This window comes from Bradyrhizobium sp. S3.7.6 (genome assembly GCF_054061875.1).
Genome location: NZ_JBSSEQ010000004.1, coordinates 257,744 through 280,564, shown reverse-complemented (window position 1 = coordinate 280,564; position 22,821 = coordinate 257,744). Strand labels below are relative to the sequence as shown.

Genomic DNA, 22,821 nt, shown 5'->3' with positions numbered 1-22,821 from the left:
CGCAATAACTGGCGACAAGCGCCCGTCGACGAACATCAGCGCGTGATCGGAGGGCTTCCGTTATCTGAAGACAGGCTGTGTCGGAGCGGAGCTCCGAAACGGATCATCGGAAGTTGAGAGTCCTCGATTGGGGGGCGGAGTGGCGCCGGGGAATGGGTTCCGCCAAGCTTCCTCACTTGTGCGATTGCAGAAATCCGGATGGCTGCATTTGCTCACCGAGTCTTGCCCCGTCAAGCTACCGAGTGCCCGCCTTGCAGGATGTGATCGGCGGGGCGGGTGGCGTGGAGGTGCAGCTTGCATTGCGGAGTGGGAGGTATAGTCCCGGTCTCGAACCTTCTTGGAGTCCACCTGGGAGTTCATCCGTGCCTGCGCGTTTCTCCCTTGTTCCCAGGTCTGAAATTGCCGGAATAGCGCTTCCTTATCGGCCTCCGACTGGATGTTGGCGACGGCGGGGGTCTCTTGCAGGAATGCCTCAAAGCGTTCTCGCTTTACCGGTTCGAGGCCGTGTTGGTCGAGCCATTGCTGTGCGAGCGGCAGGCGATTCCAGCCGGCGAGTGGTGCCGTCAGGGAGACCTCCTTCCACTTGGGATGAAAGGGCGGGTTCTGCAAAGCGGCGAATTTCGTGAAGAAGGCGTCAACGAACAGGGCGAGCTTGCGACGGCGTTCAGTGTTGGGAGCCCAATTGTATGCTGCGAGCACCGCCGGCACCGCGATCGTTTCCACCGTTTCTCCCTCGGGAATCAGGTTCGGATAGTCTTTCGAGGTCAACGTCGCCGGCAGATAATCGCTCTGCAGGGGCTTCGAATAGGCGACCGCAGCAAGATGAAAGGGGCCGTCATTCTTGAAGGCAGTGACAGACAGGTATGGCTTGCCGCCCACCACGATGACGGCGTCGAGCTCGCCCTTCTTCAACTTTTCCATTGCGATCCGCTGCTCGATATAGACGAAGTTCGCTTTGATCCCGAGCCGCTCGAAAACTGTCAGTGCAGTCACAAACGTGCCGCCATTGGGCAGGTCGACGCTCACCGTCTTACCTTCGAGATCGCTCAGAGTCTTGACTGCCTTCGGTGCGATGACCTGCATCTCCTCATTGTAGAGCTTGGTCACATAGGTGAACTGCTTCTTGATGTTGTTGGCGAAGCCCTTCTTCTCGAGATAGTCGAGCGTGTCGGCGCGCACGATGCCGAGATCGACGCCTTTAAGAAAGAGGATGTCGGCGATGCTCTGCACCGAGCCTCGACCGGTGATCGGCAGGACGCGCAGCTTACCGTCGTCGTCGAGCACGGAAGCGAGGTCTGCACCGAACTGCACATAGGTGCCGCCGATCGTACCAGTAAGCAGCGTGACCGTGTTGGCGTTCATTGCCTTCTTGGTCGAGACCGAGCCGAATTGGAAGACTGCCTTCAGGCTGTCACTAACCTTGGCCGGGTCATACTCGGTCTGTCCGGCATGGGCCGCAAATCCAGAAGCCATCAAGATCATCGCGGCAATCATTCCAAGGAGTTGACGCACAACATCCTCCTGGCGTGTGGAACCTGCCACACGGACACAACCTCTCGAATCGTTGATCGTTCCCATGGCGCCCAGTGGAACACTGGGACCGAACACTTCTGCTCCGGGTCAAAAGGCGAAGAACTCAGCGTGAGCAATTCTCGTCCGCTACGCCCCACTAAGCTGACCTTAAGCTGACCTCAGTGAGGGGTGTCGCCACTTCGCTGATGGGCCAATAGGAGACATTGCTCACCAGCAAAAGTCTTCCCGAGACCGTCCAGTGCCGAGCGCTGCTTTATCTTTCTCGCAGCACGAAACCTTTACGCTGCTCATCTATTGGTGTGTGTAGCGGCGAACCGGAAAACGGCAGCCGTCTGAGAAAGCCGCGCGGAGTAATGCCCGAGCGGCTTTTTCATGCAGATCGCGCCGTGTCCTTATCAGCGCATCAGCAGGCTCCGAGGTTTGGGACGAAAGCAGATGAGGCCTTTAGCGAGACAGCCATTTAGGGCACGTACCACCGAAGAACTTATGGCGCTGCTCAGCGCAGTAGCTACTGCAATTCTTGCGGTCATCATTATCTCGATGCTCTATTTTGGCCGGGATATCTTCGTGCCCGTTGCTTTGGCTATTCTACTCAGCTTCGTGCTGGCGCCGCTGGTCGGAATACTGCAGCGTATCCATGTCCCCCGCGGATTAGCCGTCGTGAGCGTGGTTATACTTGCCTTCACGCTGATTTTCGCGATGGGGAGTCTCCTCGCCACGCAACTGACGCAACTCGCGGGAGACCTCCCGCGTTACCAATCGACGATAAGCGAAAAAATTCAGTCCTTCCGGGACACAAAAGCCGGCAGGGGCACGCTGGAACGCGCCTCCGACATGCTGAAGGATCTCAGCAAAGAACTTGATAAGCCAAAGGATGCACCATCCGCACGTGGCTCAGGCTCTGTCGCTGGTTTCAACACGCCCGCGCCGCTGACGCCGGTTCCGGTAGAAGTACGCCAGCCCGATCCTGGCGCGCTGGAAAGCTTGCGGACTTTGATCTCGCCGCTGGTTCATCCTCTCGCGACAACCGGCATCATCATTATTTTCGTCATCTTCATTCTGCTTCAACGCGAAGATCTTCGTAATCGTCTCATTCGATTGGCGGGGTCATCCGATCTCCAACGTACGACGGCGGCGCTCGACGATGCGGCGAGCCGCCTTAGCCGGCTGTTCCTGACTCAGCTCATCTTGAACGGCGCATTTGGCGTGGTGATCGGGATAGGTCTGTGGCTCATCGGGATTCCAAGCGCGATCCTTTGGGGCATCCTGGCGGCAGCTCTCCGCTTCGTTCCCTACATCGGCGCCGTCATCGCGGGCGCGTTCCCGCTTGCGTTGGCAGTAGCCATCGATCCCGGCTGGTCGATGCTGCTATGGACGCTCGCGCTTTTCCTAGTTGTGGAGCCGGTCGTGGGCCATGTCATCGAGCCGATGGTTTACGGCCACAGCACAGGGCTTTCTCCAGTTGCCGTGGTCGTGTCGGCAACGTTCTGGACTGCACTATGGGGTCCAATCGGGCTCGTCCTCGCGACGCCGCTGACGGTGTGCCTTGTCGTGCTAGGGCGTCATGTGGAACGTCTGGAATTTCTTGATGTCATGTTCGGGGACCGGCCGGCCCTTTCTCCCCCCGAAATATTTTACCAGCGGATGCTGGCTGGTGATCCGACGGAAGCCGCCGAAAAGGCCGAAGAATTTCTGAAAGAACGGTCGCTGGCCTCGTACTATGATGAAGTCGCCTTGAAGGGTTTGCAGCTAGCGCAAGCCGATGCCGAGCGCGGCGCGCTTGACCAGGAACGTCTAACGAAGATTCGAGACGCGGTGAACGAATTTGCCAGCGACCTTTCGGATCAGGAGGACCGGCCGCCGGCGAATAGCAATTCAACCACCGACGCGGAAGCATCGTCTGCGGTGGAAAGCGTTGCAGAAAATGCGACAAATGAAACGTTGCCCATTCTCAGCAAGGAATCCCTCCCGCCGGGATGGCAGGGTGAACATCCCGTCCTCTGCGTGGCGGGGCGCAGTCGCATCGATGAGGCGGCCGCGATCATGCTGGCTCAGCTCTCGACGACGCACGGCCTGGCGGCGCGAGTGGAAGGGGCGGAAGCGCTCTCCACGACGAATGTCTTCCGACTTGATACCAGCGGCGTTGCGATCGTATGCCTGGTCTATCTCGATGCCAATGGACCAGCGCACATGCGTTACTCCGTTCGACGCCTAAGGCGAAAGTTACCGAAGGCAACCATTATCCTGGGCTGTTGGGTCAAGGAAATCGACCCGGCTGCGCTGGAATTGTTGCGGGAAGGCGCGAAAGCCGACCTCGTTGCCGCGAGCCTCGGTGAGGCGGTCAAGCTGTGCATCGAGGCGACGGGAGTGAAGGACCAGGAAGCCTCCAAGCAGGAAATGTCCGCAACAGTAGCTGCGTGAAGTTTCCATCATGGCGAGATTTCCCGTCGTGAAATCAGGCAGACGTTGTCGGCATATGTCCAATGCTGGAAAGGTTATTTGAGTGTGGAACCAATCTAATCGAATTCGCTGCGTCTTGATGGTGTGCGCGACAATCACGACGACTTCGACTTTCGCGGCTAACCCTGATCAAGGCGAAAACCTCGTCAAACGATGGTGCGCAGGCTGCCATCTTGTCGCAGCCGATCAGAAGGGAGCGAGAGCCGACGCTCCAACGTTCGCGTCCATCGCAGCGAGGCCGGATTTCGACCCCGCCAAGCTAGCGTTCTTCTTGCTCGATCCACACCCGAAGATGCCTAATATGCAGCTCAGCAGGGATGAAGCGTCAGATATCGCCGCCTATATCGCGACACTCAAGTAGCAGCAGAAAACACGCCGCCGACGCGGAGCACGCGCGATCCCGAACGTTCCGCGCTTGATGACCGACAAAGTGTGGTCGAGTTCAAGAAGTCCGCAGCGCGCCCATCTGCTGCCGAAGATTGGTCTACTGTACACCCACCATGTGCGGTCAGCGACGCAATTTGATGCCTTGAAAAGAGCCAAACCGTCCTTTTGCCTGAACAATCGACGTCACCAAAACAACGGGATCGCCTTGCCCAGTGGCATAGCCGCCACCTTCGAAGCCGCGCGAGGCTTTCGAGGCCGCGTGGTCCGAGCTGCGGCTCACCATCCCAGACACCGCCTTCGCCGAATGGCGCCAAGACCGGGACTGGCGGGCCGAGGTTGCGGCCAAGCGGGCGCGGGGCGAGAAGCTCGACAGCGAGATCCGGAGCACGCTGATGCGCTGCGTCTGCGGCACCACATTCAACAGCTGGAAACCGGCGGAGAGCTACCCGCACCGCGTACACATCACCGCCGCGTAGGCGGCCATTGGGTACTGGCCGAAGTAGGCCTCCAACTGAGGCGGCCTTACTCCGCGGCGACAGGCTCAGCCTAGCGTTTTGTCAGAGCCTCTGCGGCCAGCGTCCGATCTAACCACTCGTCGGCAAACAAGCGCCATTGAGCTTTAGACGACAAGACGTCAGTCTTGTCTGCCTGCTCGCGGCACTCCTCATACCCACGAGGAAACTTCGCTGCATCTTCGAACATGGCACCCCGCTGTGGATCATAAACTCCAAGGAGCGGTTTATCCGGGTTTCGATCCTAGCGAGAGCAGGCCTGATGGCCAAAAGAAAATCAAAGTCCTGCCGCGCCATTTTAACTTAGGCTACTGAGATCAAATATAGGCCAGGACTGGCCGATGAGACACGCCTATGGAGCACACCGAAGAACGCCCCTATGCGAACCCGGAGGCGGCTGCGCGCAAGCTCCTCGAGCTCGCAGCCAACGTCGCGGCCGTGCAGGACGGCCGCATCTACATCGAGCGGATCAACGCGCTGGTCATGATCGGGCTGGAGGGCAGCGGGCGCGAGTTCGGCGCCGGGTTGAAATACGCGATCGAGGGCGGCTGGTTGTCGAAGCATGAAAGCGGCACCTACGTGAAGCTGACGCCGCCTGGGGAAGATCTGCTGCCTCGCACATAGGAAGGTACCAGGCGAGATTGGCCGCCAACTGAGGCGGCCTTACTTGCTAATGCGGGGAACGAGCGCAGCCACACTGAATGCCACTATGCAGGCGACGGCTAGGGACCAGAGCGTTATGGCAGTCTCTCTAGGCATGGGCCCCAACGTCATGCACCACCGTTTCAAGCGGGTTAATTCATGAAGTAGATGCTCGTAATCGCTATGGCGACCAGTAGTGCGCCACCAAACATCGCAATGGCAAAACAGACGCGCGCCGGGATCGAATACGTATGGAAGTGTGTTTCGGCATGGAATAAGGGCCCTTTGGACGCCGATCGGGGGTCCCAGTCCAATGCCGATTGACATGGAAGTGGGGTTCCCTGATCATGCTACGGCTTCTCCTGCGTTTGGAGCTCAACCGGCAGTTCCGATGAGTGGAACCACTAAAATCCCTTTATGAGACGGCGTCGAGTTAATTCGGTTCCGCGGTGCAAAGACCGGAACGTTCTAGCGAGGCGGCCTCAATGCCCGCGCCGTTCGACCTCGAATGTGAATTTGAGCTGGAGCACCGGACCGCCGTCGTCCCGGACTTCAATCGACATCTGGTGGCTGCCGTCCCCCGGGGTCCGAACGGCATCTCGGGCCATATCGGCCAGCGAGCGCGCCGCCTCTTCTTGCACCTTCTCTACGGTCGAGAGTTCCAGACCTTCCTCATCCGAGAAAATCTCGTCACCCTCTCTGATGTCAAAGTAATACCGTCTCATCAGACCTGAACGACGCCAACCTCAAATTGTTTCTTTCGTAAAACGGGCCACTCAACTAGGCGACTGATGCCGCAAGCAGGCCGGCCCCCCACCTCTGCTCGTTCCTCGCGAGAGAAGCAAGTCTATCCAGCTAGCCAGCCAAACCGACATAAGTTCGGGCGATGTCGGCGCGATCTTTGGAAATGCCGCTCGCGCCAGAAAGTCTCTTGTAGAGGTCAGCATGTTCTCGGCACTCAGCAATGTTGATCACTGGCTCTGCCTTCTGTTGGCCGTGCGCGTCCCCGCTGGCTTGCCTACTACCAAGTTAGGCCCCGTTAAAATCAGTCTTATGACACTGGTTAAATACGGAAGCGCCCGCTTCAGTTTGGAAAAGGAACCACAAAGGCGACTGATATTTGAGTCGTCGCTGGCTCGCTGGCCGAGCTGGCGGAGCGGCCCTGGCCTACCCCCTTTGACCCCTTTGCCGGGGCCGTCTCTCGCCCTTGTCATGTCGGACTAGCGTATGCGTGGCTCGCCCTCGATCTGCCGGCCGACCGCCTCGACCGCGACATCTATCTGGTGCTTGAAGACTTCGGCGCGCGCGCCGGTTGCGCCTGGCGCGAGACCGATGAGGCTGACACTGACATCGAGACGATCCTGCAAAATCTCCTGTCCGGCCAGTACGCCTATCCGGTCCGGATTGTTTCATTCAATCCCGTTGAGGGGTGGTCGCGGGATGCGACTTCCGACGTCGCGGACGCCCTGGCCCAGCGCGCAGCCCGACACGGAGCCCGAGATCTCGTCTGCGCTGCAAGACTTCATCCGCCAATGCCACACAGCGTTTCGACATGCAGCTAGCCCTGACCTTGCGCGGTGTCGCCTGACGGTGGCGGACTTCCGCTCTAGGTCAAAGAGGGCAACGCAGGTTCGAAAACAATCGGGTCAATGGCCCGGCGCTGACGCCGCTGTTGAAGGTCGACGCTTTGGCAGCCCGTGGTATCGCAAAGAGATACTGAGCTGATGCGCTTTGACAGCCACCGACGAAACGCCTCGGTTCAATTCAGCGGCTATCTCTTCGCGGCGGTGATTCCCGGCCATCGTCTTGAGCTTCTCAAGGTCTTCTGAGGTCCATGGGCGAACAGAATTGGCCATATGCCGATCCTCCGAAACGAAAATTTGGCCCGATGCTGGAGTGGGCCCTCCAGGGGGGACAGGTTGGCTTTCAGTAATTGACCGGACGGCCGGGCTTTCAGAGGATGAAGGCCCATGGCAAAGCACCGAACCCACAGCGTCGAGTTCAAACGGCAGGTGTCGCAAGAGTATCTGAGCGGCGAGACGCTGCACGGGCTCGCGAAGCGGCATGACATCTCCCGCAATCTGATCCGGATCTGGGTCGAGAAGTTTCAGGCAGGCGCTCTCGATGAAGATTTGGCGGCGGCCGATCTTCTCCAGGATTATGAGGCGCGAATTGCCGCCCTCGAGAGGCTGGTCGGGAAACAGGCCCTGGAGCTCGAGTTTCTAAAGGGGGCTCTGCATGCACGACAGCGGAGGAGAAGCGAGCCTACATCCGCGATCACCGGCCCCGCGGCCTCTCCGTCACGGAAGGATGTCGGCTGATGGGGATTGCGCGCTCGACTTACTATGACCGCTCTGAGAAGGCGGCCGATGATACTGCGATCGTTGAGGCGATCGCCACTATCTGCGACGAGTTCGAGCACTATGGCTGGCGTCGCGTCCAGGCTGCGCTTCGCCAGCAGGGCCTGATCGTTAATCACAAGAAGATCCGCCGCCTGATGCGTGAGCATGACCTTCAGCCGAGATTACGTCGCCGCTTCATGGTGACAACAGACAGCGATCACGGTCAGCCGACCTTCCCGAATCTCGCCACCGACATCACTCCCACCGGTACCGACCAACTCTGGGTGGCCGATATCACATATGTCGCCATCGCCGGCGGCTTTGTCTATGTCGCCGTCATCTTGGATGCCTGGTCACGGCGAGTGGTCGGATACGCCATCAGCCGCTCGATCGACGCCCGGCTGACGCTCGCGGCCCTGGCCGCCGCGATCGAAGGCCGCAAACCACCTCCCGGCTGCGTGCATCATTCCGATCGTGGATCACAAGGCGGATTCAAACGGTCGTCGCAACACCAGTTGTTTTCACTCATAACAGCAATTCGTCAAGCGCCTCCGCCGGCGTTTTCCAGCCTAGTGTCTTTCTCGGACGGGCATTGAGGGCCGCTGCCACAGCGGATATCTCGTCGGCGCTATGGATGCTGAGGTCTGTGCCTTTCGGGAAGTACTGTCGCAGCAACCCGTTGGTGTTCTCGTTAGTACCGCGCTGCCAAGGGCTTTGCGGGTCGCAGAAGTAGACCTGGATACCCGCATCGATCTTGAGACGATCGTGCTGAGCCATTTCGGCTCCCTGATCCCAGGTCAGCGAGCGACGCAGTTCTTCGGGCAAGGTGATGACGGTGCGCGTGATCGCGTCGCGCACGGCCTCGGCCCCGTGTCCCGCGAGCGCAGGTCCGTTCTTCGCGCGCGGAGCTTCGCCGTGCCCCGCCAACCGGGGAAGGTGCAATAGCATCGTGAAGCGCGTCGTGCGCTCGACCAGCGTGCCGATTGCCGAGCTGCCAAGACCGAGGATGAGGTCTCCCTCCCAATGTCCCGGCACTGCTCGATCGGCAGCTTCAGCAGGGCGCTCACTGATCATGATCTCCGGCGAGACAAACCCCTTGCCTCGCCTGCGTACGCGCGCCCTGGGCATCCGTAATACACGCCCGGTTCGCAAGCAGGCCGTCAGCTCGCGGCGCAGTGCCCCACGGCCCTGAACGAAGAGAGCTTGATAGATAGCTTCGTGGCTGATGCGCATCGTCTTGTCGTCCGGGAAGTCGATCGGCAAGCGTCGGGCAATCTGCTCGGGACTCCAGGCTTTGGCCCATCGCCGATCCTTGCGTGGGCCATGCCGGCGGCCCTTCCACAGAACGGCGGGACCAGGAACGAGCGCGCCGCTCGGGGCTACGACGCCGCCAGCAAGTCTCTCCTCCACATAAGTGCGCAAGGTTGCATTGAGCGCAAGCTTGGTCGGCTTGGGTCGGCGGGCGGATCGATTCGCATGCCATTGGGCAGTTGTTGCCCGATACTCCAACCCGCCGCCGCGGGTAGCCGCGTTGCGTCGCAGTTCACGGGATATTGTCGAAGCAGCCCGCCCCAGGCGACGTCCAATCTCTTGCCTGGAATGGCCCTGCACCTTGAGGAGTGCGATCTCCTCGCGCTCTACCAATGAGAGGTACCGCCCGGAGAGTACCTTTGCCGAAGATCTGAACATCGCTGGTGGCATGCCGCCCGCCTTTCGGAATAATCTGCTTCCGACAGGTTGTGACAATCCGGCTTCCAGCGCAGCATCCTCGCTGCTTAGCCCCGCGGCAATCGCCAGCCAAAATCTATTCTGTTCATCGCGTCCTGCAACAGACGGCCGTCCTGGCGATGGCAATGGGGCTCGTCCTGACCGCGCCGATCGGCGCCTTACAACGTTCATCGCAACCTCCAACCTCCGAGTGTTGCGACGACCGTTTGAATCCGCCCAATACGCTGCGGCTGCCTATCGCGATCATCTTGCCGCCCACGGCTTGATCGGCTCCATGGGCCGGCGCGGCAACCCATACGACAATGCCACGGCGGAGAGCTTCATGAAGACACTCAAGGTCGAAGCCGTTTATCCGATGGCATTCGAAACCTTCATCGACGTTGCCGAAAACCTTCCGCGCTTCCTTGAGGAGGTTTACAACCGTCGACGGCTTCACTCGGCACTCGGTTTCTCAGTCCTGTGCAATTCGAGGATCAACACACCCGGCGAACGGTCAAACCAGCAGCCTGACCCCGTCTGCTCCGAGGGGCCCACTCCACTTCTGCGCCAGCGCCACGCTCATCGAAAAACATGAGATCCGCCGCAAGCGGGAGGCCGGGCTCGTCGGCGAAAGGCGCGGGCAGGAGGCCGCCGCGCTCGACGCCGCCGGTGCAGCGCTTGGGGCAGGATGTTGGCGTTCGCGGCCGTGTTCTGGTGGATCGTCGAGCGTAGCGTGGCCGGCGCGTTCGCCGCGGCGTCGCTGGCCTGGCTCGTCGTCTCGATCACGTGCTGGTTCGCAAGACGCAAGCTGCGAGCGGTCCACCGGCCGCGACGAAATAGCGACCCCGCGATGTCGGGGTCGTTAGGGCCGGGAGACACGTCTTAGGCGGCGCTGGAGCTGGAGGCCTTGGCATTCACGCCCTTGCGCAGCGCCACCGTATTGAGTTTGGTATTCGCCGCCTTCTCTTCGTTCAGGTTGGTGGTGAGGAAGCGTACGATCTCGTCGTGGCCGAGCTCCTCGGCCCAGGCAATCAGTGTCCCGTACCGGCAAATTTCGTAGTGCTCGACCGCCTGCGCATTCGCGACGATGGCGGCGTCCAGAACCGCCTTGTCCTCGATCTCGCCCGCGGTCTCGTCGGCTTCCCTGATGATGCCGTCGATGGCCGGGCACTGCGCACCACTGGGTTCCCTGCCTAGCTTCTCGAAGACCTTCTGAAGCCGCTCGATCTGCTTATTGGTCTCTTCGAGATGATTCTTGAGGCCCGTGACCAAATCGCGGTTAGTGGCCTTGTCGATCATCTTCGGCAGCGCCTTCGTGATCTGTTGCTCAGCATAGTAGATGTCCTGAAGCCCATGGATCAGCAAGTCATCCATGGTTTTGATGTCCTTGGTGAAGATACCCATAATCGATTTCTCCTCTCGCAATGATGGCAATGGAACGCGGGAGGTCTTCCGCTGTTCCACTAAGACGCCGATGAAGACAAGACCGGAAGCTTCGCCGTCCTGCTGGGACGGGCGGCCATAGACGTATGGGGCGACATGCCCGGGATATTCAGAAAGCCCTGTTCGATAGAGAATCCGAGCGCGAAGAACTCGCGCACCTGCTGCACGATCGTCATCCCGCACGTTGCATCCGGTCAACCCTTCCCAGGAACACCCGGCGCGCGGTAGATATATGATGTCGCTGCGGATAGCGTACATGGGGGCGAAGATGGCTGGAAACACGATCACGACCACCGGTATCGCAGTTCCGGGTGATGCTCGCGGCAGCGTTTGGCGATCTGCCATCCGTCGATCTTCCCGGGTAACCTGATGTCGGTGATGAGCACCTCCGCGACCGCCGCTTGCAACAGGCAAGCGCCTCGTCGCCATCGGCTGGAACACGTAAAGGCCTCCTCGCGCAGAGCGTCGACAACGAATTCACGGATGAGAGGATCATCTTCCACGACGAGTACGCGCCGAGGTGATGGGCAGCCCGCACGCCGGCGCAATCAGTCAAACCTGCTTCGCTCTTCAGGCCGAAAAATCCACTCTCGCCAAACCGTCAATAGTACGGCCATGATGACTGGTCCTAAAAACAAACCGAGTAGGCCGAAGGCAGCCAGCCCCCCGAAAATTCCGACGAACGCAAAGAGGAAAGGGAGCCGCGCCGCGCCCCCGACCAGAGTTGGCCACACAAAGTGATCCCCTGCAAGCATGACGGCCGCGCCCCAGAAAAAGACGCCTGCGGCTGCGATCCCGCTGCCACCGCCGGACAAAAGCGTCGCGGCGGCAGCCGTGAACACTGCCCAGGCACCGAATGGGAGCATCGCAAAGGCCGTGGTTATGATGGTAAACATCACGTATCCGACGCCGATCAACGAGCCTTCGCCGATAGCGACGATCACGGTACCGTTCACCGCCCCCCTCGGATCGAATCCACGATCTTCTGCACCACGCCCTCGCCGGGGTGCCCCAGGATGCGATCGCACGTCTCGATGGTACGGTTAGCGACCGAGCGGCCGTTGCTGAGCAGCACGAACAAGGCAAATAGGGAGAAGAAGAGCATGAACAGGCGACGCATCAGCTGACCGCCGAAAGTGTTGAATAGACCAGACGCATCATCCGCATTGATGGTCTTGAGCCAAGCAGTCGCGGCTTTCGGATCCGACAGATTATCGCGCCACCATTGCTGCGCGATTTCTGCTACGACCGGCAGGCGAGCGATCCAGTCGGGCACTTCGATTCCGCTCTCCCTGGCCTTCTTCAGCCAGTTCGCGATGTCACCGCTTTGCTCGGCCACCTGGTAGATGGCAAGCGCCATGGGCGTAAACAGGATGAGCGCGACGATCGCCGTAAAGGCGACGGCTGCCAGCCTTGTTGGGCCCGAGGTGAGCCGTGCAGCGAACTTGATGTAGAGAGGCCACAAGGTGACGGCGAGAATGGTTGCCCAGATCAAAGGTGGCAGGAATCCCCCCGCTGTCCACAGGGAGAGCGCTACCACCGCTACGGCAAAGACCACCCGGGCGTTCATGCGCGCGCCCGAACCAAGTGGGAGCGGCTTTTGCTGCACCGGGTTGCGAGATGCGTCGCGATCCGAAGCTGTCGATGTGCCGGGCTTTGCTATCCGCTTGCTAACCGTGTTCGGGCGACCCACTTGCTACCTCGCTTGGCGGTCCGGCGCTCGTCGATCCTACCGGGGTCGCTAATCTTGCCGTGAAGTAGGCGCCGCTCGTCAGAAAACATTCGAGGCTTGATCAAGGTTCCATCCAATGTACGGGGCCTCTCATCGCTCTTACGGCAGAAAAGACCATTGTTCACGCAACAGGCGGGCGCCGCCTTAACAAGGCCGGGCTGCCCACGTGGGCTGCCCTATGCCGGCATCTAGGTAAGCCGATTTACTTTTTACTTTCGGTTTCTGTCGAGTTCCTGCGCCAGGCCAAGATGATGCTGCAGAGCATGCAAGGGTTTGTTCGCCCCATCCTTGTTTCGGATCGTCACCGCCTTCAGCGTAACGTTGAAAAAGGGAGGCCTTGTGAGCGCTCACCTGCATCGGACCCTACTCGCCAGCACCGTGCCTTCATGCGAGCCTTTGTCCAACCGCTTGACGCTTTGAGAGATGAGATCCGCAGTCGATGCTTGATAAAGTCCGGTCACTCCTTTCCGTGGACTGGGCGCGCATCGGCTGCGAGCCGAAGGCTGGACGCTTCGGCAAGTGTCAGCGGAAAATCTACGGGTCGGGGTGGGGCGCCGGAATAAGTCTAAAGTCACTTCCGCCTGTCGGAGAAATCAATCCGTCCGCCGGTGCCGCTTCCTTTAGAGGTTGCCGAAAAGAGAAGCCGTGATGGGCGAGCGCCAGCCTAGGCCATGTCAAACTCTGTCTGCAACTTCCGCACTTCCTCACCCAAAGCCGCTTCGGCGGATTCCTCCAGAGGCTTCTGCCGGATACCGCCAAGTTGCCAACTGGGGCTGTAACCCTTTACGCGGATCAGCTTGAGGCCGGTTACGCCAGACCGCTTCTCGAGTTCGGCGGCGAGCTCATGTTGATACACGATTGCTTTCATCCGGCGGGTTCTCCAGGCGCATCACACTCGAGCGGCTAACAGTCCCGGCAGATGCTTCTGATCTTCTCGAGGGCGCGGTCGGTCGGGTCCCACAGATCCTTCTTGGGTCTAATCGTACCGATTTGCTCCGCCGCCCGCGGGTATTGCCTATGCGATCCGGGCCGTTTTCCACTAGCGGAAATCGGCTCCATCAAAAAAGGCCCCAACATGAGGATCAACACGATGCTCATTTGCAGTTTTTGCAGATCGACCCCACCATCCTGTCCGTGTTGCTGTTCTCTTGATCGATCTTGGCGTCGCTATCCTGCTGGTTGGTGGTCGCAGGCCTTCCGATCCCTCCGGCAGGCGCGGTCTTCGCAGCCGCGGCCGAAGAGCCCGAGGAAGCAGCGGTGCCGGCCGCATTGGTGCCGCGCGTCCGGGCTTCGCTTTCGGTGTCGATCCTTTGCCCCGGTTCGTGATTGACGCCGGGCTGCGCCGTTGCGGGGGCATTGCCGACGGTGGAGTTGCCGGGAGAGCCAACGGTTCCGGCGGGATTTGCTGGGCCAGACCCTGCAGTGCCAGCGGCGTTTGTAGCTGAAGGTGAGGATGTCCCTGTATCGCCCGCCCCGGAGGAGGCTGCGCCGCCGGCTCCTCCGCCCGCGGACCCACCGCCACTGCCTCCACCACCGCCACCTTGAGCGAAAGCAGCGCAGGGAAGGATAATCGCCAAGGCCAAGGCACAACGAGAGAGCTTCATGTCGCGACACCTTTAACGACCAAGCGGGCTCTCGAGGTTTCGTTCGTAGAGTTATGCGTGCTAGGCGTCGAGGACGCCGAATTGCCGCCGGTAAGCATCGATCGCCCGGTTCGAGAGCAGCAACCTGCTACGTTCACCGTTCCGGACCATTTGCTCGATCTTATGGGAGAGAAATTGGCTGGCTTCGGCAGCGTCGCCGAGGTCGCCCGAGCGCTCGAGGAACTCCCAAGCGATCTGGACCGAATGTTCAACAAGATGAGAAAGTGGGGTGTCGACCATAGTGAGCCGAACGCTTGCTCCTTCCCAGGGTTCCTAGGCCACCTCGGAGGACGCAATGCGTGGTCGAGGTAGATGCATCCCATTTGCCATCGGCCGGCGTCCGAGAGCAATGAGCGGCGTAATCGCTTGTCGTCGCTCCCACGGCTAACCAGTTGCGGACCTCAAGGGAACATGGGTTGAACCCCGCAGTTGCTCCCCGGCCAATGGAGAAGGAAAGATGTCCAAGAAATCGCTCGCTGAAATCGCGAAGGAAATGGCCGGCATCGACATCGCCATTCTTTCGACCCACACAGAAAACGGTGAGATCGCCAATCGACCCATGAGTAACAACGGCGACGTGGCTTACGACGGCACGTCTTATTACTTCACTTACGAAAAGACGCGGACAGTTTCTGACATCCAACGGAATCCTAATGTCGCGCTCGGATTCTCATCCGAGGCCGGTCTATTCGCCGAAGGGATCTATGTGGCCGTCGAAGGGACTGCCGAACTGATCCGCGACAAGGCCGTCTTTCATCAGCACTGGACAAGTGATCTCGACAAATGGTTCGAAAATGGCGTGGATACGCCAGGCATTGTCCTGATCAAGGTCAAAGCCAACCGCGCGACCTATTGGAAAGGTCGCGAAGAAGGTGAGGTTGGACTCTGACTGAAGATTCAACCGGGGCGAACTAGTGGCGCGAGTTCTTTCGATGGTTTTTCCGCAATCGCAAGACCGGCGCTATCACGATTGTACAGTCACCCAATCTCATTCTGTGGATTGTGATAGTGGCCGGCCTTTTGCTCTGGGTATGGCCATCAGCAGGCAAAGCAAACTTGGCCCTGACGATCGCGCGATCGCGGTCAACGGTGGCCTGGTTCTCTGGACGGTGGATGAAATCGTCCGTGGCGTCAATCGTTGGCGGCGCTCTCTCGGTGCAGTCGTTCTTCTCTACGAATTCACGACCCTTTTTAACGACGGTAACGATTCCGCACGCGGGAGCGGGAGCCCAGATGTCGCCGCGGGCTTGCATTGTAACGGCGCCAGCAGGGCTCGCGAGGCTGTAGCGGTAGGCAATCGAGGCTCGTTCGCAGATGGCACCACCGACGCGGATCGAATTGACGCCCGAGGAGCTCCGAGAACGCAGACGTCTGCGACGCGAAAAGCAGCGCGAGGACAATATCAAGCGTGCCGCAAAGATGCATGCTGCTCGCCTCAAGACAAAAACTGACCGTCCAAAGGATCCGCCGCGGCACAGACAGTTTGTCCACGTCGGATGCTCCGGCTGGCGTTATTGGAAATGGCGGGACTCATTCTATGCAGACGCGCCGCAGACCGAGTGGTTTAATCATTATTTAAAGCGTTTCGACACTGTCGAAATCAATGCATCCTTTTACTCGTGGCCGACAGTCGCCGGTGTTCAATCCTGGCGGCGGCAGCCCGGGAGAAAGAAGTTCATCTACACCGTCAAAGTCTCCGAACTCATCACCCACGTGAAACGATTCAAAGCGACAAAGACGCTCATCCGGGATTTTGGAATGATCGCCGACATTCTGGGTGACCGGATGGGCTGCTTTCTGTTTCAAATGCCGCCGAGCTATCGTTACACCAAGACCCGGCTTAATGACATTGTCAGCCAGCTGGATCCCGAGCGTCGCAACGTCGTGGAGTTTCGGCACGCGAGTTGGTGGAATGAAGAGGTCTATGAGGCTTTTCGTAGCGCGGGGATTATCTTCTGCTCCTGCAGCGGGCCACGCTTGCCGGACGAACTCGTTCGGACGAGCGATGAACTCTACATCCGCCTGCACGGCCCAAAGCGATGGTATCGTCACGATTATTCCAAGAGCGAGCTGGAGATCTGGGCCAAAAGGATCAAGGCGAGCGGTGCGAAGCGGGCCTGGGTCTATTTCAACAATGACAACGACGCGCACGCTCCCAAGAACGCGACAACCTTCAGGCGCATACTGGCCGTTGTGCTCAAGGTCTGACACTTAGAATTGGAACTCGGCCTGACATGGGAACGTTCTCACGTGTTTGGAGAACATCATGACCAGCAAATCGCTCTGGATGGATATTGACGTCGCACCTGATGCGCGCGTGCTCGATGGCGCCCAGGAGTGCGACGTCGCCGTGATTGGCTCCGGGATCGCCGGGATATCAACGGCGTATGAGCTTTGCCAGCGCGGCAGGTCCGTCATTGTCATCGACCGCGGCCGCATTTGCGGTGGCATGACGTCGAGGACGTCGGCTCACCTTGCTCCTTTGTGCGACGATCTCGTCAGCGAAATGACGAAGATCAGGGGGCACGAGGCGACAAAGCTCTTTAGCGACAGCCAGGCGGCTGCCATCGACCGCATCGAGGAAATCCAGAACATAGAGAAGATCGACTGCGACTTTCGCAGGCTTGACGGCTATCTCTTTCAGGGGCGGGACATGCCGTCCGATATCATCGACCAGGAAATGGATGCGGTCCGCGAGGTCGGAGCTCCCGTCCACCGGCTGATGGGCGTATCCCTCAAAGGGTGCGAGGGCCGCCACGTTCTGCGCTATCCCAGGCAAGCGACTTTTCATCCCCTCAAATACCTGGCCGGGGTGGCAAAGGCCTGCAGTGAGAATGGCGTGACCTTTTTCCGAGACAGTCCGGTCGACGAAGTGACTGAAGACAATGGTGTCGTGACGGTTAAAGCCGCGCGCGGCGCCATTCGCGCCAAACATGCCGTTGTCGCAACCAACTCTTCGATCTCCGACCGCTTTGCCATCCACACGAAGACGGCTCCCTATCGGACCTATGTTATCACCTTCGAGATCAAGCGCGGTGCGCTACCTGACGCGCTCTACTGGGACACTGAAGATCCTTACCATTATGTCCGCCTGCAGCCCGGTCCCGCCAATACCGACTATGTGCTGGTGGGAGGCGAAGATCACAAAACCGGAGAGGCAGACGACGCTGATGAGCGTTTTGACAGACTGGAAGCTTGGGCCCGCAGCCTGGTTTCCGGCCTCGGCAAAGAGACGCATCGCTGGTCCGGGCAGGTGCTCGATACAATCGATTATGCCGGCTTCATCGGACGGGATTCCGGCGGCAAGAATATCTACGTCGCGATGGGCGATTCCGGGCAAGGCCTGACGCACGGTGTCGCCGGCGCGATGCTGAATACGAGCCTCGTTTTTGGTGAGGATCACCCCTGGAAAGACATCTACGAGCCGGGCCGGGTTCCTCTTAAGGCCGCGAAGAACTTTGTGACTGAGAACATTACCGCACTTAAAAGCTTTGCTGAGTATGCGGCGCCTGGCGAGATTAACTCACTGGACGATCTCAAGCTTGGCAAAGGCGCGGTCGTGCGGCGTGGACTGAAAAAACTTGCAGCCTTTAGAGACGAGGCAGGTGCGCTGCACCTGAGGTCGGCGAGTTGCACGCATGTGGGTTGTCACCTGCATTGGAACAGCTTTGAGACGTGTTGGGACTGCCCCTGTCATGGATCGATGTTCGATGTCGACGGACAGCCAATCAACGCTCCTGCCATCGGGCCTCTCGCTCGTGTGGAAGATTGAGCGGCGTGGGAAAGCGCCGCATCGCCATCGAGGCCATGGAGGCCCGTTCGGTCGATGCCATTCCGATCGGCGAGCTATGGCAGTACGAACCGAAATGGGATGGCTTCCGTTGCCTTCTGGTGCGGGAGGGCGAGCAAGTCGACCTCCATTCGAAATCCGGGCAGAACCTCAACCGGTACTTTCCCGAAGTCATGGCCGGCGCGCTTGCGGTCCGCGAAAAAAGCTTTGTCCTCGATGGCGAGATCGTCGTTCCGACCGGCGGTCAACTCTCATTCGATGATTTGTTGCAGCGCATTCACCCTGCTGCAAGCCGCGTGAAGAAATTGGCGGCAGAGAGCCCGGCCTTGTTCCTCGCGTTCGACCTCTTGCTGAAAGGCGGAAGCGATCTGGCGGGTGAGCCTCTCGCCAAGCGGCGACCGCTTCTGGAGAATTTCGCCGCTCGTTTCTTCTCGAAGGCAAACCTGTTTCGCCTTTCGCCGGCCAGCTCGAAGCTGAGGGATGCCCAACGTTGGCTCGCGTCGGCGGGCGGTGGAAGCGATGGCGTCATCGCGAAGCGCCTCGACCTTCCATACCAGGCCGGCAATCGAGAGGGTATGCAAAAGATCAAGCGTTATCGTAGTGCGGACTGTGTCATCGGCGGCTTTCGCTACGGCGAAAACCGTCTGGCGGGCCGGCAGGTCGTCGGGTCGATTCTTCTCGGGCTCTACGATGACGACGGGTTGCTGCATCACGTTGGATTCTCGTCGGGGATCAAAGCAAAGGACAAGCCGGCTTTGACCGACAAGCTCGAAGCCGTCAAGCAAGCTCAGAGCTTTACAGGAAATGCCCCTGGCGGTCCCAGTCGCTGGTCCACGAAGCGATCGCCAGAATGGCAGCCGGTCAAGCCGAAATATGTGGTCGAAGTGTCCTACGATCATTTCACCGGCGGTCGCTTCCGTCACGGGACTTCGATCATCAGGTGGCGACCGGACAAAAAGCCTTCTCAATGCACGTTCGAACAGGTTAGGCAAAGAGCCGATCGCACCCTCTTATCCAGGCTCGGGATTGGTGGACGTTTGTCTCGGTAAAGAGGTTGCGCACCGTTACTCCGGAATGAGCGGGCGCTACCGTTGGTATAATGCGCTCGCGAGCAGCCCGCGATCCGGCTTGTTGACGTTGTCGCCGGACATGTTTGGATTGCGAGCACTACGGCGGTCCTCCCCTTGGCGCAGTTCATCAGGGCGATATCGCCTTGTCCTGGCTCTTATCGGGGATGAGAACGCCATTAGCGCTCCCGCCTTCCTCAGGAATGCAGCAGCGCTATGCAGCACCGTCGCCGTTTCAAGCGTAAGCGTAGCTCTGAGGCCCATTTGATTGGTGCTTGACGTCTATTTTGAACGCGTGGTGCGCCGGCGCGGCTTCCATATTTCCGACAATGCGTTGACTGCGGCCTCGAGCGCCTTCCGGTCGACGACGTTGGGATCAAACTGCTCGGGGCCCCAGAGGCGCATTTGTTCGTGCTCCGGATGGGTGGGGTCGCTAATGGCGTCGAGGTATTCGGCATAGCCTGACGCACCGCCGACATCTTCCGGAGGACAACGGCTCGCGGCCTCGAGCAAGACGGGAAGTCCCTCCATTGTCGTGTTGTCGAACCACTTTTCGAGCTTGATCACGTGATCCCAGCTGTCGCCGAAGTCGTAGAGATAATGGATCGTCTTCGCGCCGGTCTCGTGAACGATATTGGAGAGCCGCGTCTTGCGAGCATCGATGGGCTGAGGGCCAAAATCTCCATCGGGATCAGGAATACCCCAACGTCCTTCGCCAGCCAGGAACTCGAAGAGATGGCTATTCGTCCAGCCAAACGCCGCCTGAAGCGTCAGATGCAGCCGATCAAGGCGCAGCGTGAGCGGCACGACAAGGCATCGCATCACCTCCGGTTTCACGTCCTCGAGGGTCACCTTGATCCGGACCGCGGTCGTGTTCAGGCTCATGCCGCCAGCCTCGGATCGTGTGCATGCATCGTGTAGATCGACGCCCAAGGGAGCAGTTCGTCCAGTCGCGCCGCAGGCCAACCATTGACGAGCTTCGCGAGAACATCAGCGAGCCAGTGCTCGGCACTGACGCCATTGAGCTTACAGGTCTCGATTAACGAAGCCAGAACTGCCCAATTCTCGGCGCCCTCGTCGCAACCGGCAAAAAGGGAGTTCTTGGCGTTGAGCTTGATCGGCCGCATCGCACGCTCGACAGCATTCGTGTCCATCTCGATGCGCCCGTCATCAAGGTAGAGCGTCAGGCCATCCCAATGACGCAGCGCGTAACGCAAGGCCTTCGCCGTGTCGCTCTTCTGTGCAAGGTGATCAAGCTTGGCCTCAAACCACTGCTTCAAGGCTGTAGCCAGAGGTCGGGCATGCGCCTGCCTGCCAGCACGGCGCTCGGCATCTGATCGGCCGCGGAGCGCTTTCTCGACCGCGTAAAGCTGGGCGATGCGCTCAAGAGCCTCGCGGGCAACCGGAGCTGGCGCCGGAGCAACCTCGCGCTCGATCTTCACAAACTGGCGCCTCAGATGCGACCAGCAGAAGGCGAGCGTCCCGGACAAGGCGTCCACACGCGTCTCTCGGGTCATGGTCTTGTAAGCCTGATAGCCGTCGCAGTGGATGATGCCGCGATAGCCCTCAAGCAGCTGCAAGCCATGAACGGCCCCACGGCCCGGTGCATAGGCGTAAACCACGCCAGGTGGGTCAGGTCCGGCCCAGGGCCTGTCATCGCGTGACAGCGCCCAGAAGCAGCCGGTTTTGGTCCTGCCGCGCCCCGGGTCCAGCACCGGCGCCGGGGTCTCATCGACACAGAGCTTCGAAGAGGCGAGCAGAAGCTGGCGCAGACGATGCCACAAGGGCTTCAATTCCTGGGCGGCATAGCCTACCCAGAAGGCGAGCGTGGAACGGTCGATGGCGATACCGTGCGTCGCCAGCATCTGCGCCTGGCGGTAAAGCGGCAAATGCCAATGATACTTGGCGTCGATCACATGCGCGACGAGCCGCTCAGTGGGCAATCCACCCCTGATCAATCGCTCGGGAGCAGCGTGCTGGAGGACGACGCCATGACAGGCGCGGCAGGCCAGTTTGGGCCGGCGGGTGACGATGACGCGATACTGCGCCGGTACGACGTCTAGCCTCTGGCTCTCATCGTGACCGATCTCGAAGAGGTCGCCCTTACAAGACGGGCAACAGGTCTCGGCCGGTATCAGGATTTCGACAATGCGCGGCAAATGTTCCGGAAGTTGACCACGGTTGGTTCTACGCTCGGCAGTTCTCTTCTCGCAGGTTCTGGGATTGGCGCGATCCTCGGCTGCTTCGAGAGCCGCGACGGCCTCTTCGATGTCCTCCAGAACAAGCTGTAACTGATCAGCGTCCAGCTTTTCCGAGGATCGACCGAACTGCGCATCTTTTGCAAGCTTGAGCAACCGCTCGAGCCTGGCGCAGCGATCCAGCAGAGCCGCGGCAAAGACGCGCAACTCGGCTGGATCGTTCGGCAGCTCATCGGGCAAATCACTCATTGGCCCGAGTCTGCCATGCTTCGCGCCCCGATGCAGCGAAGATTTATATTTTTACGCAAGCGCTTTCGGCTGCGGGATTCGAGGTGCGTGCATGCGCGTCCAATCCATGCCAGCAAGCAGCGCCGACAGCTGCGCAGCGTTCATCCGCATCACGCCGGCCACGATGGGAGGCCATTTGAAGCCGCTGCCATCGAGCCGCTTCCAGTACAGCACAAGGCCGCTGCCATCCCAGACGACAATCTTCACACGGTCAGCGCGCTTCGCACGGAAGACCACCGCCACGCCCTTCATCGGGTCATGGCCCAGCGTCTCCTTTGCCAAGAGCGCCAAGCCCTCCGCACCTTTTCTGAAGTCCACAGGTTGCGTCGCCACGTAAATCATGAGGCTCGCGGGCGGCGTCAGCATGAACGTGTCCGTCGAAGCGCCAAGAACACATCACTCAACACAGCAAGGCCAGGCGTCCCTCGCACCTCAACTCGTGCCCCTGGAGCTCAACCGTCACAACGGCTGCTTCCGGCGACCCAGTGGGCTCTGCGGCCGCCGGTAGCGCCGATTCCGATACCACCGGCACGAACGACAGCGTGTCCGCCGAAGCCGGCAGTACCAACTGGCCCAAACGCGCCCGGCGCCGCCAGTCGTGCACCTGCTGGGGCCGGCACCCATGGCGACGCGCGACATCTGTGACAATCGCCCCCGGCTCGAGGCTTTCCGCGGCAATCTGTGCCTTCAAGTCGTCCGGCCAGCGCTTTCGACCTGCGCCTGCGTACACTTCGATACGCGATGACAACGGTCGTCTTATGTCGTCCGAATGGTCGTCCATTGTGAGCACCCTTGCAGAAGAAGACTCTTCTAGCGGTGCTCTCAGGACTGAGTACAAAAATTCTCAAGGGCCTCAACGCCACGCTTACTTTCAAGCAAACTATGTCCCTTGAGGAACGCCTTGCAGAAGAGGCAAGGCGTCTTCGTGAGAAGGCTCAGTCGCTTCCACCGGGTATCGAACGGGAGCGCACAATCCGCAAGGCCAGGCAAGCCGAGACCGGCGCGCATATGAGCGAGTGGTTCAGGTCGCCCGGTCTGGCACCACCGGAATGATTGGATGTCGCGCCTACATCCTAG

The 22,821-nt window shown here is 59.8% G+C and carries 24 protein-coding genes and 3 pseudogenes; 13 read left to right on the top strand and 14 right to left on the bottom strand.

Going from position 1 to position 22,821, the window contains the following annotated elements:
* Positions 1 to 384 precede the first annotated feature (384 nt).
* Positions 385 to 1,512, bottom strand: a pseudogene (locus ACVJ5M_RS46790) (TAXI family TRAP transporter solute-binding subunit); the annotation flags it as partial.
* 507 nt (positions 1,513 to 2,019) lie between these two features.
* On the opposite strand from ACVJ5M_RS46790, the gene ACVJ5M_RS46785 reads away from it, so the two are divergent.
* Both ACVJ5M_RS46785 and ACVJ5M_RS46780 read left to right on the top strand, forming a co-directional pair.
* Positions 2,020 to 3,954, top strand: coding sequence for an AI-2E family transporter (locus tag ACVJ5M_RS46785; protein ID WP_354100713.1), 1,935 nt, complete (start codon positions 2,020 to 2,022; stop codon positions 3,952 to 3,954).
* 118 nt (positions 3,955 to 4,072) lie between these two features.
* Positions 4,073 to 4,354, top strand: a complete 282-nt coding sequence (locus ACVJ5M_RS46780; RefSeq protein ID WP_049808111.1) for a c-type cytochrome — start codon at positions 4,073 to 4,075, stop codon at positions 4,352 to 4,354.
* A gap of 147 nt (positions 4,355 to 4,501) precedes the next feature.
* Here ACVJ5M_RS46780 and ACVJ5M_RS46775 read toward each other — a convergent pair whose 3' ends face one another.
* Entirely contained in the window at positions 4,502 to 4,801 is a 300-nt protein-coding gene (locus ACVJ5M_RS46775) for a hypothetical protein (RefSeq protein ID WP_063982905.1), read from the bottom strand.
* 445 nt (positions 4,802 to 5,246) lie between these two features.
* Here ACVJ5M_RS46775 and ACVJ5M_RS46770 point away from each other — a divergent pair, with 445 nt between their 5' ends.
* Positions 5,247 to 5,516 (top strand): hypothetical protein, encoded by a 270-nt coding sequence (locus ACVJ5M_RS46770; RefSeq protein ID WP_063982904.1) that lies wholly within the window; start codon positions 5,247 to 5,249, stop codon positions 5,514 to 5,516.
* Between the two features lie 500 nt (positions 5,517 to 6,016).
* On the opposite strand, the gene ACVJ5M_RS46765 is transcribed toward ACVJ5M_RS46770, so the two are convergent.
* Entirely contained in the window at positions 6,017 to 6,259 is a 243-nt protein-coding gene (locus ACVJ5M_RS46765; RefSeq protein WP_063982903.1) for a DUF6894 family protein, read from the bottom strand.
* Between the two features lie 502 nt (positions 6,260 to 6,761).
* Between ACVJ5M_RS46765 and ACVJ5M_RS46760 the strand changes: the two are divergent.
* The 3 genes and pseudogenes from ACVJ5M_RS46760 to ACVJ5M_RS46750 all read left to right on the top strand — a co-directional run bounded on the left by ACVJ5M_RS46760 (position 6,762) and on the right by ACVJ5M_RS46750 (position 8,472).
* Positions 6,762 to 7,122 (top strand): annotated as a pseudogene (locus ACVJ5M_RS46760) (hypothetical protein).
* A gap of 382 nt (positions 7,123 to 7,504) precedes the next feature.
* Positions 7,505 to 7,855: a transposase gene (locus ACVJ5M_RS46755; protein ID WP_456679791.1), complete on the top strand. Its 351-nt coding sequence runs from the start codon at positions 7,505 to 7,507 to the stop codon at positions 7,853 to 7,855.
* A complete protein-coding gene (locus tag ACVJ5M_RS46750) occupies positions 7,804 to 8,472 on the top strand; it encodes an IS3 family transposase (protein ID WP_162479148.1) in 669 nt (222 codons plus the stop codon). Before ACVJ5M_RS46755 ends, ACVJ5M_RS46750 begins: the two co-directional genes overlap by 52 nt.
* Here ACVJ5M_RS46750 and ACVJ5M_RS46745 read toward each other — a convergent pair.
* Positions 8,402 to 9,775: an IS30 family transposase gene (locus tag ACVJ5M_RS46745; RefSeq protein WP_210168703.1), complete on the bottom strand. Its 1,374-nt coding sequence runs from the start codon at positions 9,773 to 9,775 to the stop codon at positions 8,402 to 8,404. The two genes, ACVJ5M_RS46750 and ACVJ5M_RS46745, sit on opposite strands and share 71 nt — an antisense overlap.
* Positions 9,776 to 9,878: 103 nt before the next feature.
* Between ACVJ5M_RS46745 and ACVJ5M_RS46740 the strand changes: the two genes are divergently transcribed.
* Together ACVJ5M_RS46740 and ACVJ5M_RS46735 are read left to right on the top strand one after the other, a co-directional pair.
* Positions 9,879 to 10,178, top strand: coding sequence for an integrase core domain-containing protein (locus tag ACVJ5M_RS46740; RefSeq protein WP_456679817.1), 300 nt, complete (start codon positions 9,879 to 9,881; stop codon positions 10,176 to 10,178).
* Positions 10,135 to 10,469 (top strand): annotated as a pseudogene (locus tag ACVJ5M_RS46735) (hypothetical protein); the annotation flags it as partial. The gene ACVJ5M_RS46740 and the pseudogene ACVJ5M_RS46735, both read left to right, overlap by 44 nt.
* Here ACVJ5M_RS46735 and ACVJ5M_RS46730 read toward each other — a convergent pair.
* The 6 genes from ACVJ5M_RS46730 to ACVJ5M_RS46705 form a co-directional block, all read right to left on the bottom strand.
* Entirely contained in the window at positions 10,466 to 10,987 is a 522-nt protein-coding gene (locus tag ACVJ5M_RS46730) for a YciE/YciF ferroxidase family protein (RefSeq protein WP_085398682.1), read from the bottom strand. The pseudogene ACVJ5M_RS46735 and the gene ACVJ5M_RS46730 sit on opposite strands and share 4 nt — an antisense overlap.
* 323 nt (positions 10,988 to 11,310) lie before the next feature.
* Positions 11,311 to 11,529, bottom strand: coding sequence for a response regulator (locus ACVJ5M_RS46725; RefSeq protein WP_161495746.1), 219 nt, complete (start codon positions 11,527 to 11,529; stop codon positions 11,311 to 11,313).
* 45 nt (positions 11,530 to 11,574) lie between these two features.
* On the bottom strand, positions 11,575 to 11,982 hold the full coding sequence (locus ACVJ5M_RS46720; RefSeq protein ID WP_456679790.1) for an AI-2E family transporter: 408 nt from the start codon (positions 11,980 to 11,982) through the stop codon (positions 11,575 to 11,577).
* Entirely contained in the window at positions 11,979 to 12,596 is a 618-nt protein-coding gene (locus tag ACVJ5M_RS46715; protein WP_456679789.1) for an AI-2E family transporter, read from the bottom strand. Before ACVJ5M_RS46715 ends, ACVJ5M_RS46720 begins: the two co-directional genes overlap by 4 nt.
* Positions 12,597 to 13,422: 826 nt before the next feature.
* The gene (locus ACVJ5M_RS46710; RefSeq protein ID WP_085398680.1) at positions 13,423 to 13,626 is read right to left on the bottom strand and encodes a hypothetical protein; all 204 of its coding nucleotides are present in this window, start codon (positions 13,624 to 13,626) and stop codon (positions 13,423 to 13,425) included.
* 796 nt (positions 13,627 to 14,422) lie between these two features.
* A complete protein-coding gene (locus ACVJ5M_RS46705; protein ID WP_063982882.1) occupies positions 14,423 to 14,641 on the bottom strand; it encodes a hypothetical protein in 219 nt (72 codons plus the stop codon).
* Between the two features lie 217 nt (positions 14,642 to 14,858).
* Here ACVJ5M_RS46705 and ACVJ5M_RS46700 point away from each other — a divergent pair, with 217 nt between their 5' ends.
* The 4 genes from ACVJ5M_RS46700 (at position 14,859) to ACVJ5M_RS46685 (ending at position 19,240) form a co-directional block, all read left to right on the top strand.
* Entirely contained in the window at positions 14,859 to 15,290 is a 432-nt protein-coding gene (locus tag ACVJ5M_RS46700) for a pyridoxamine 5'-phosphate oxidase family protein (protein WP_038953432.1), read from the top strand.
* A gap of 425 nt (positions 15,291 to 15,715) precedes the next feature.
* Positions 15,716 to 16,609, top strand: a complete 894-nt coding sequence (locus ACVJ5M_RS46695; RefSeq protein WP_354100717.1) for a DUF72 domain-containing protein — start codon at positions 15,716 to 15,718, stop codon at positions 16,607 to 16,609.
* Positions 16,610 to 16,667: 58 nt separating this feature from the next.
* On the top strand, positions 16,668 to 18,173 hold the full coding sequence (locus tag ACVJ5M_RS46690) for an FAD-dependent oxidoreductase (RefSeq protein ID WP_354100718.1): 1,506 nt from the start codon (positions 16,668 to 16,670) through the stop codon (positions 18,171 to 18,173).
* A gap of 35 nt (positions 18,174 to 18,208) precedes the next feature.
* On the top strand, positions 18,209 to 19,240 hold the full coding sequence (locus ACVJ5M_RS46685) for an ATP-dependent DNA ligase (protein WP_231145768.1): 1,032 nt from the start codon (positions 18,209 to 18,211) through the stop codon (positions 19,238 to 19,240).
* A 300-nt stretch (positions 19,241 to 19,540) separates the two neighbouring features.
* Here ACVJ5M_RS46685 and ACVJ5M_RS46680 read toward each other — a convergent pair whose 3' ends face one another.
* From ACVJ5M_RS46680 to tnpA, 4 genes are read right to left on the bottom strand one after another with little or no spacing between them, the layout of a single operon-like run.
* Complete coding sequence (locus tag ACVJ5M_RS46680) at positions 19,541 to 20,143, bottom strand: plasmid pRiA4b ORF-3 family protein (protein WP_456679378.1); 603 nt, start codon at positions 20,141 to 20,143, stop codon at positions 19,541 to 19,543.
* Entirely contained in the window at positions 20,140 to 21,705 is a 1,566-nt protein-coding gene (tnpC, locus tag ACVJ5M_RS46675; RefSeq protein ID WP_456679788.1) for an IS66 family transposase, read from the bottom strand. The genes ACVJ5M_RS46680 and tnpC overlap by 4 nt, the downstream gene beginning before the upstream one ends.
* Before the next feature lie 51 nt (positions 21,706 to 21,756).
* Positions 21,757 to 22,110 carry an IS66 family insertion sequence element accessory protein TnpB gene (tnpB, locus tag ACVJ5M_RS46670; protein WP_231142412.1) on the bottom strand — a complete coding sequence of 118 codons (354 nt, stop codon included), beginning with the start codon at positions 22,108 to 22,110 and terminating at the stop codon, positions 21,757 to 21,759.
* Positions 22,111 to 22,144: 34 nt separating this feature from the next.
* Positions 22,145 to 22,525, bottom strand: a complete 381-nt coding sequence (gene tnpA / locus ACVJ5M_RS46665; protein WP_456679787.1) for an IS66-like element accessory protein TnpA — start codon at positions 22,523 to 22,525, stop codon at positions 22,145 to 22,147.
* Positions 22,526 to 22,536: 11 nt separating this feature from the next.
* Here tnpA and ACVJ5M_RS46660 point away from each other — a divergent pair, with 11 nt between their 5' ends.
* Positions 22,537 to 22,797: a hypothetical protein gene (locus ACVJ5M_RS46660; RefSeq protein ID WP_354100726.1), complete on the top strand. Its 261-nt coding sequence runs from the start codon at positions 22,537 to 22,539 to the stop codon at positions 22,795 to 22,797.
* Positions 22,798 to 22,821: the final 24 nt, after the last annotated feature.

Excerpts from the sequence above, each read along its gene's own strand:
- ACVJ5M_RS46785 (WP_354100713.1), top strand. The coding sequence starts at position 2,020 with ATGGCGCTGCTCAGCGCAGTAGCTACTGCAATTCTTGCGGTCATCATT.
- ACVJ5M_RS46780 (WP_049808111.1), top strand. The coding sequence starts at position 4,073 with ATGGTGTGCGCGACAATCACGACGACTTCGACTTTCGCGGCTAACCCT.
- ACVJ5M_RS46770 (WP_063982904.1), top strand. The coding sequence starts at position 5,247 with ATGGAGCACACCGAAGAACGCCCCTATGCGAACCCGGAGGCGGCTGCG.
- ACVJ5M_RS46765 (WP_063982903.1), bottom strand. The coding sequence starts at position 6,259 with ATGAGACGGTATTACTTTGACATCAGAGAGGGTGACGAGATTTTCTCG.
- ACVJ5M_RS46755 (WP_456679791.1), top strand. The coding sequence starts at position 7,505 with ATGGCAAAGCACCGAACCCACAGCGTCGAGTTCAAACGGCAGGTGTCG.
- ACVJ5M_RS46745 (WP_210168703.1), bottom strand. The coding sequence starts at position 9,775 with ATGAACGTTGTAAGGCGCCGATCGGCGCGGTCAGGACGAGCCCCATTG.
- ACVJ5M_RS46740 (WP_456679817.1), top strand. The coding sequence starts at position 9,879 with ATGGGCCGGCGCGGCAACCCATACGACAATGCCACGGCGGAGAGCTTC.
- ACVJ5M_RS46730 (WP_085398682.1), bottom strand. The coding sequence starts at position 10,987 with ATGGGTATCTTCACCAAGGACATCAAAACCATGGATGACTTGCTGATC.
- ACVJ5M_RS46715 (WP_456679789.1), bottom strand. The coding sequence starts at position 12,596 with ATGAACGCCCGGGTGGTCTTTGCCGTAGCGGTGGTAGCGCTCTCCCTG.
- ACVJ5M_RS46710 (WP_085398680.1), bottom strand. The coding sequence starts at position 13,626 with ATGAAAGCAATCGTGTATCAACATGAGCTCGCCGCCGAACTCGAGAAG.
- ACVJ5M_RS46705 (WP_063982882.1), bottom strand. The coding sequence starts at position 14,641 with ATGGTCGACACCCCACTTTCTCATCTTGTTGAACATTCGGTCCAGATC.
- ACVJ5M_RS46700 (WP_038953432.1), top strand. The coding sequence starts at position 14,859 with ATGTCCAAGAAATCGCTCGCTGAAATCGCGAAGGAAATGGCCGGCATC.
- ACVJ5M_RS46695 (WP_354100717.1), top strand. The coding sequence starts at position 15,716 with ATGGCACCACCGACGCGGATCGAATTGACGCCCGAGGAGCTCCGAGAA.
- ACVJ5M_RS46690 (WP_354100718.1), top strand. The coding sequence starts at position 16,668 with ATGACCAGCAAATCGCTCTGGATGGATATTGACGTCGCACCTGATGCG.
- ACVJ5M_RS46685 (WP_231145768.1), top strand. The coding sequence starts at position 18,209 with ATGGAGGCCCGTTCGGTCGATGCCATTCCGATCGGCGAGCTATGGCAG.
- ACVJ5M_RS46680 (WP_456679378.1), bottom strand. The coding sequence starts at position 20,143 with ATGAGCCTGAACACGACCGCGGTCCGGATCAAGGTGACCCTCGAGGAC.
- tnpC (WP_456679788.1), bottom strand. The coding sequence starts at position 21,705 with ATGAGTGATTTGCCCGATGAGCTGCCGAACGATCCAGCCGAGTTGCGC.
- tnpB (WP_231142412.1), bottom strand. The coding sequence starts at position 22,110 with ATGCTGACGCCGCCCGCGAGCCTCATGATTTACGTGGCGACGCAACCT.
- tnpA (WP_456679787.1), bottom strand. The coding sequence starts at position 22,525 with ATGGACGACCATTCGGACGACATAAGACGACCGTTGTCATCGCGTATC.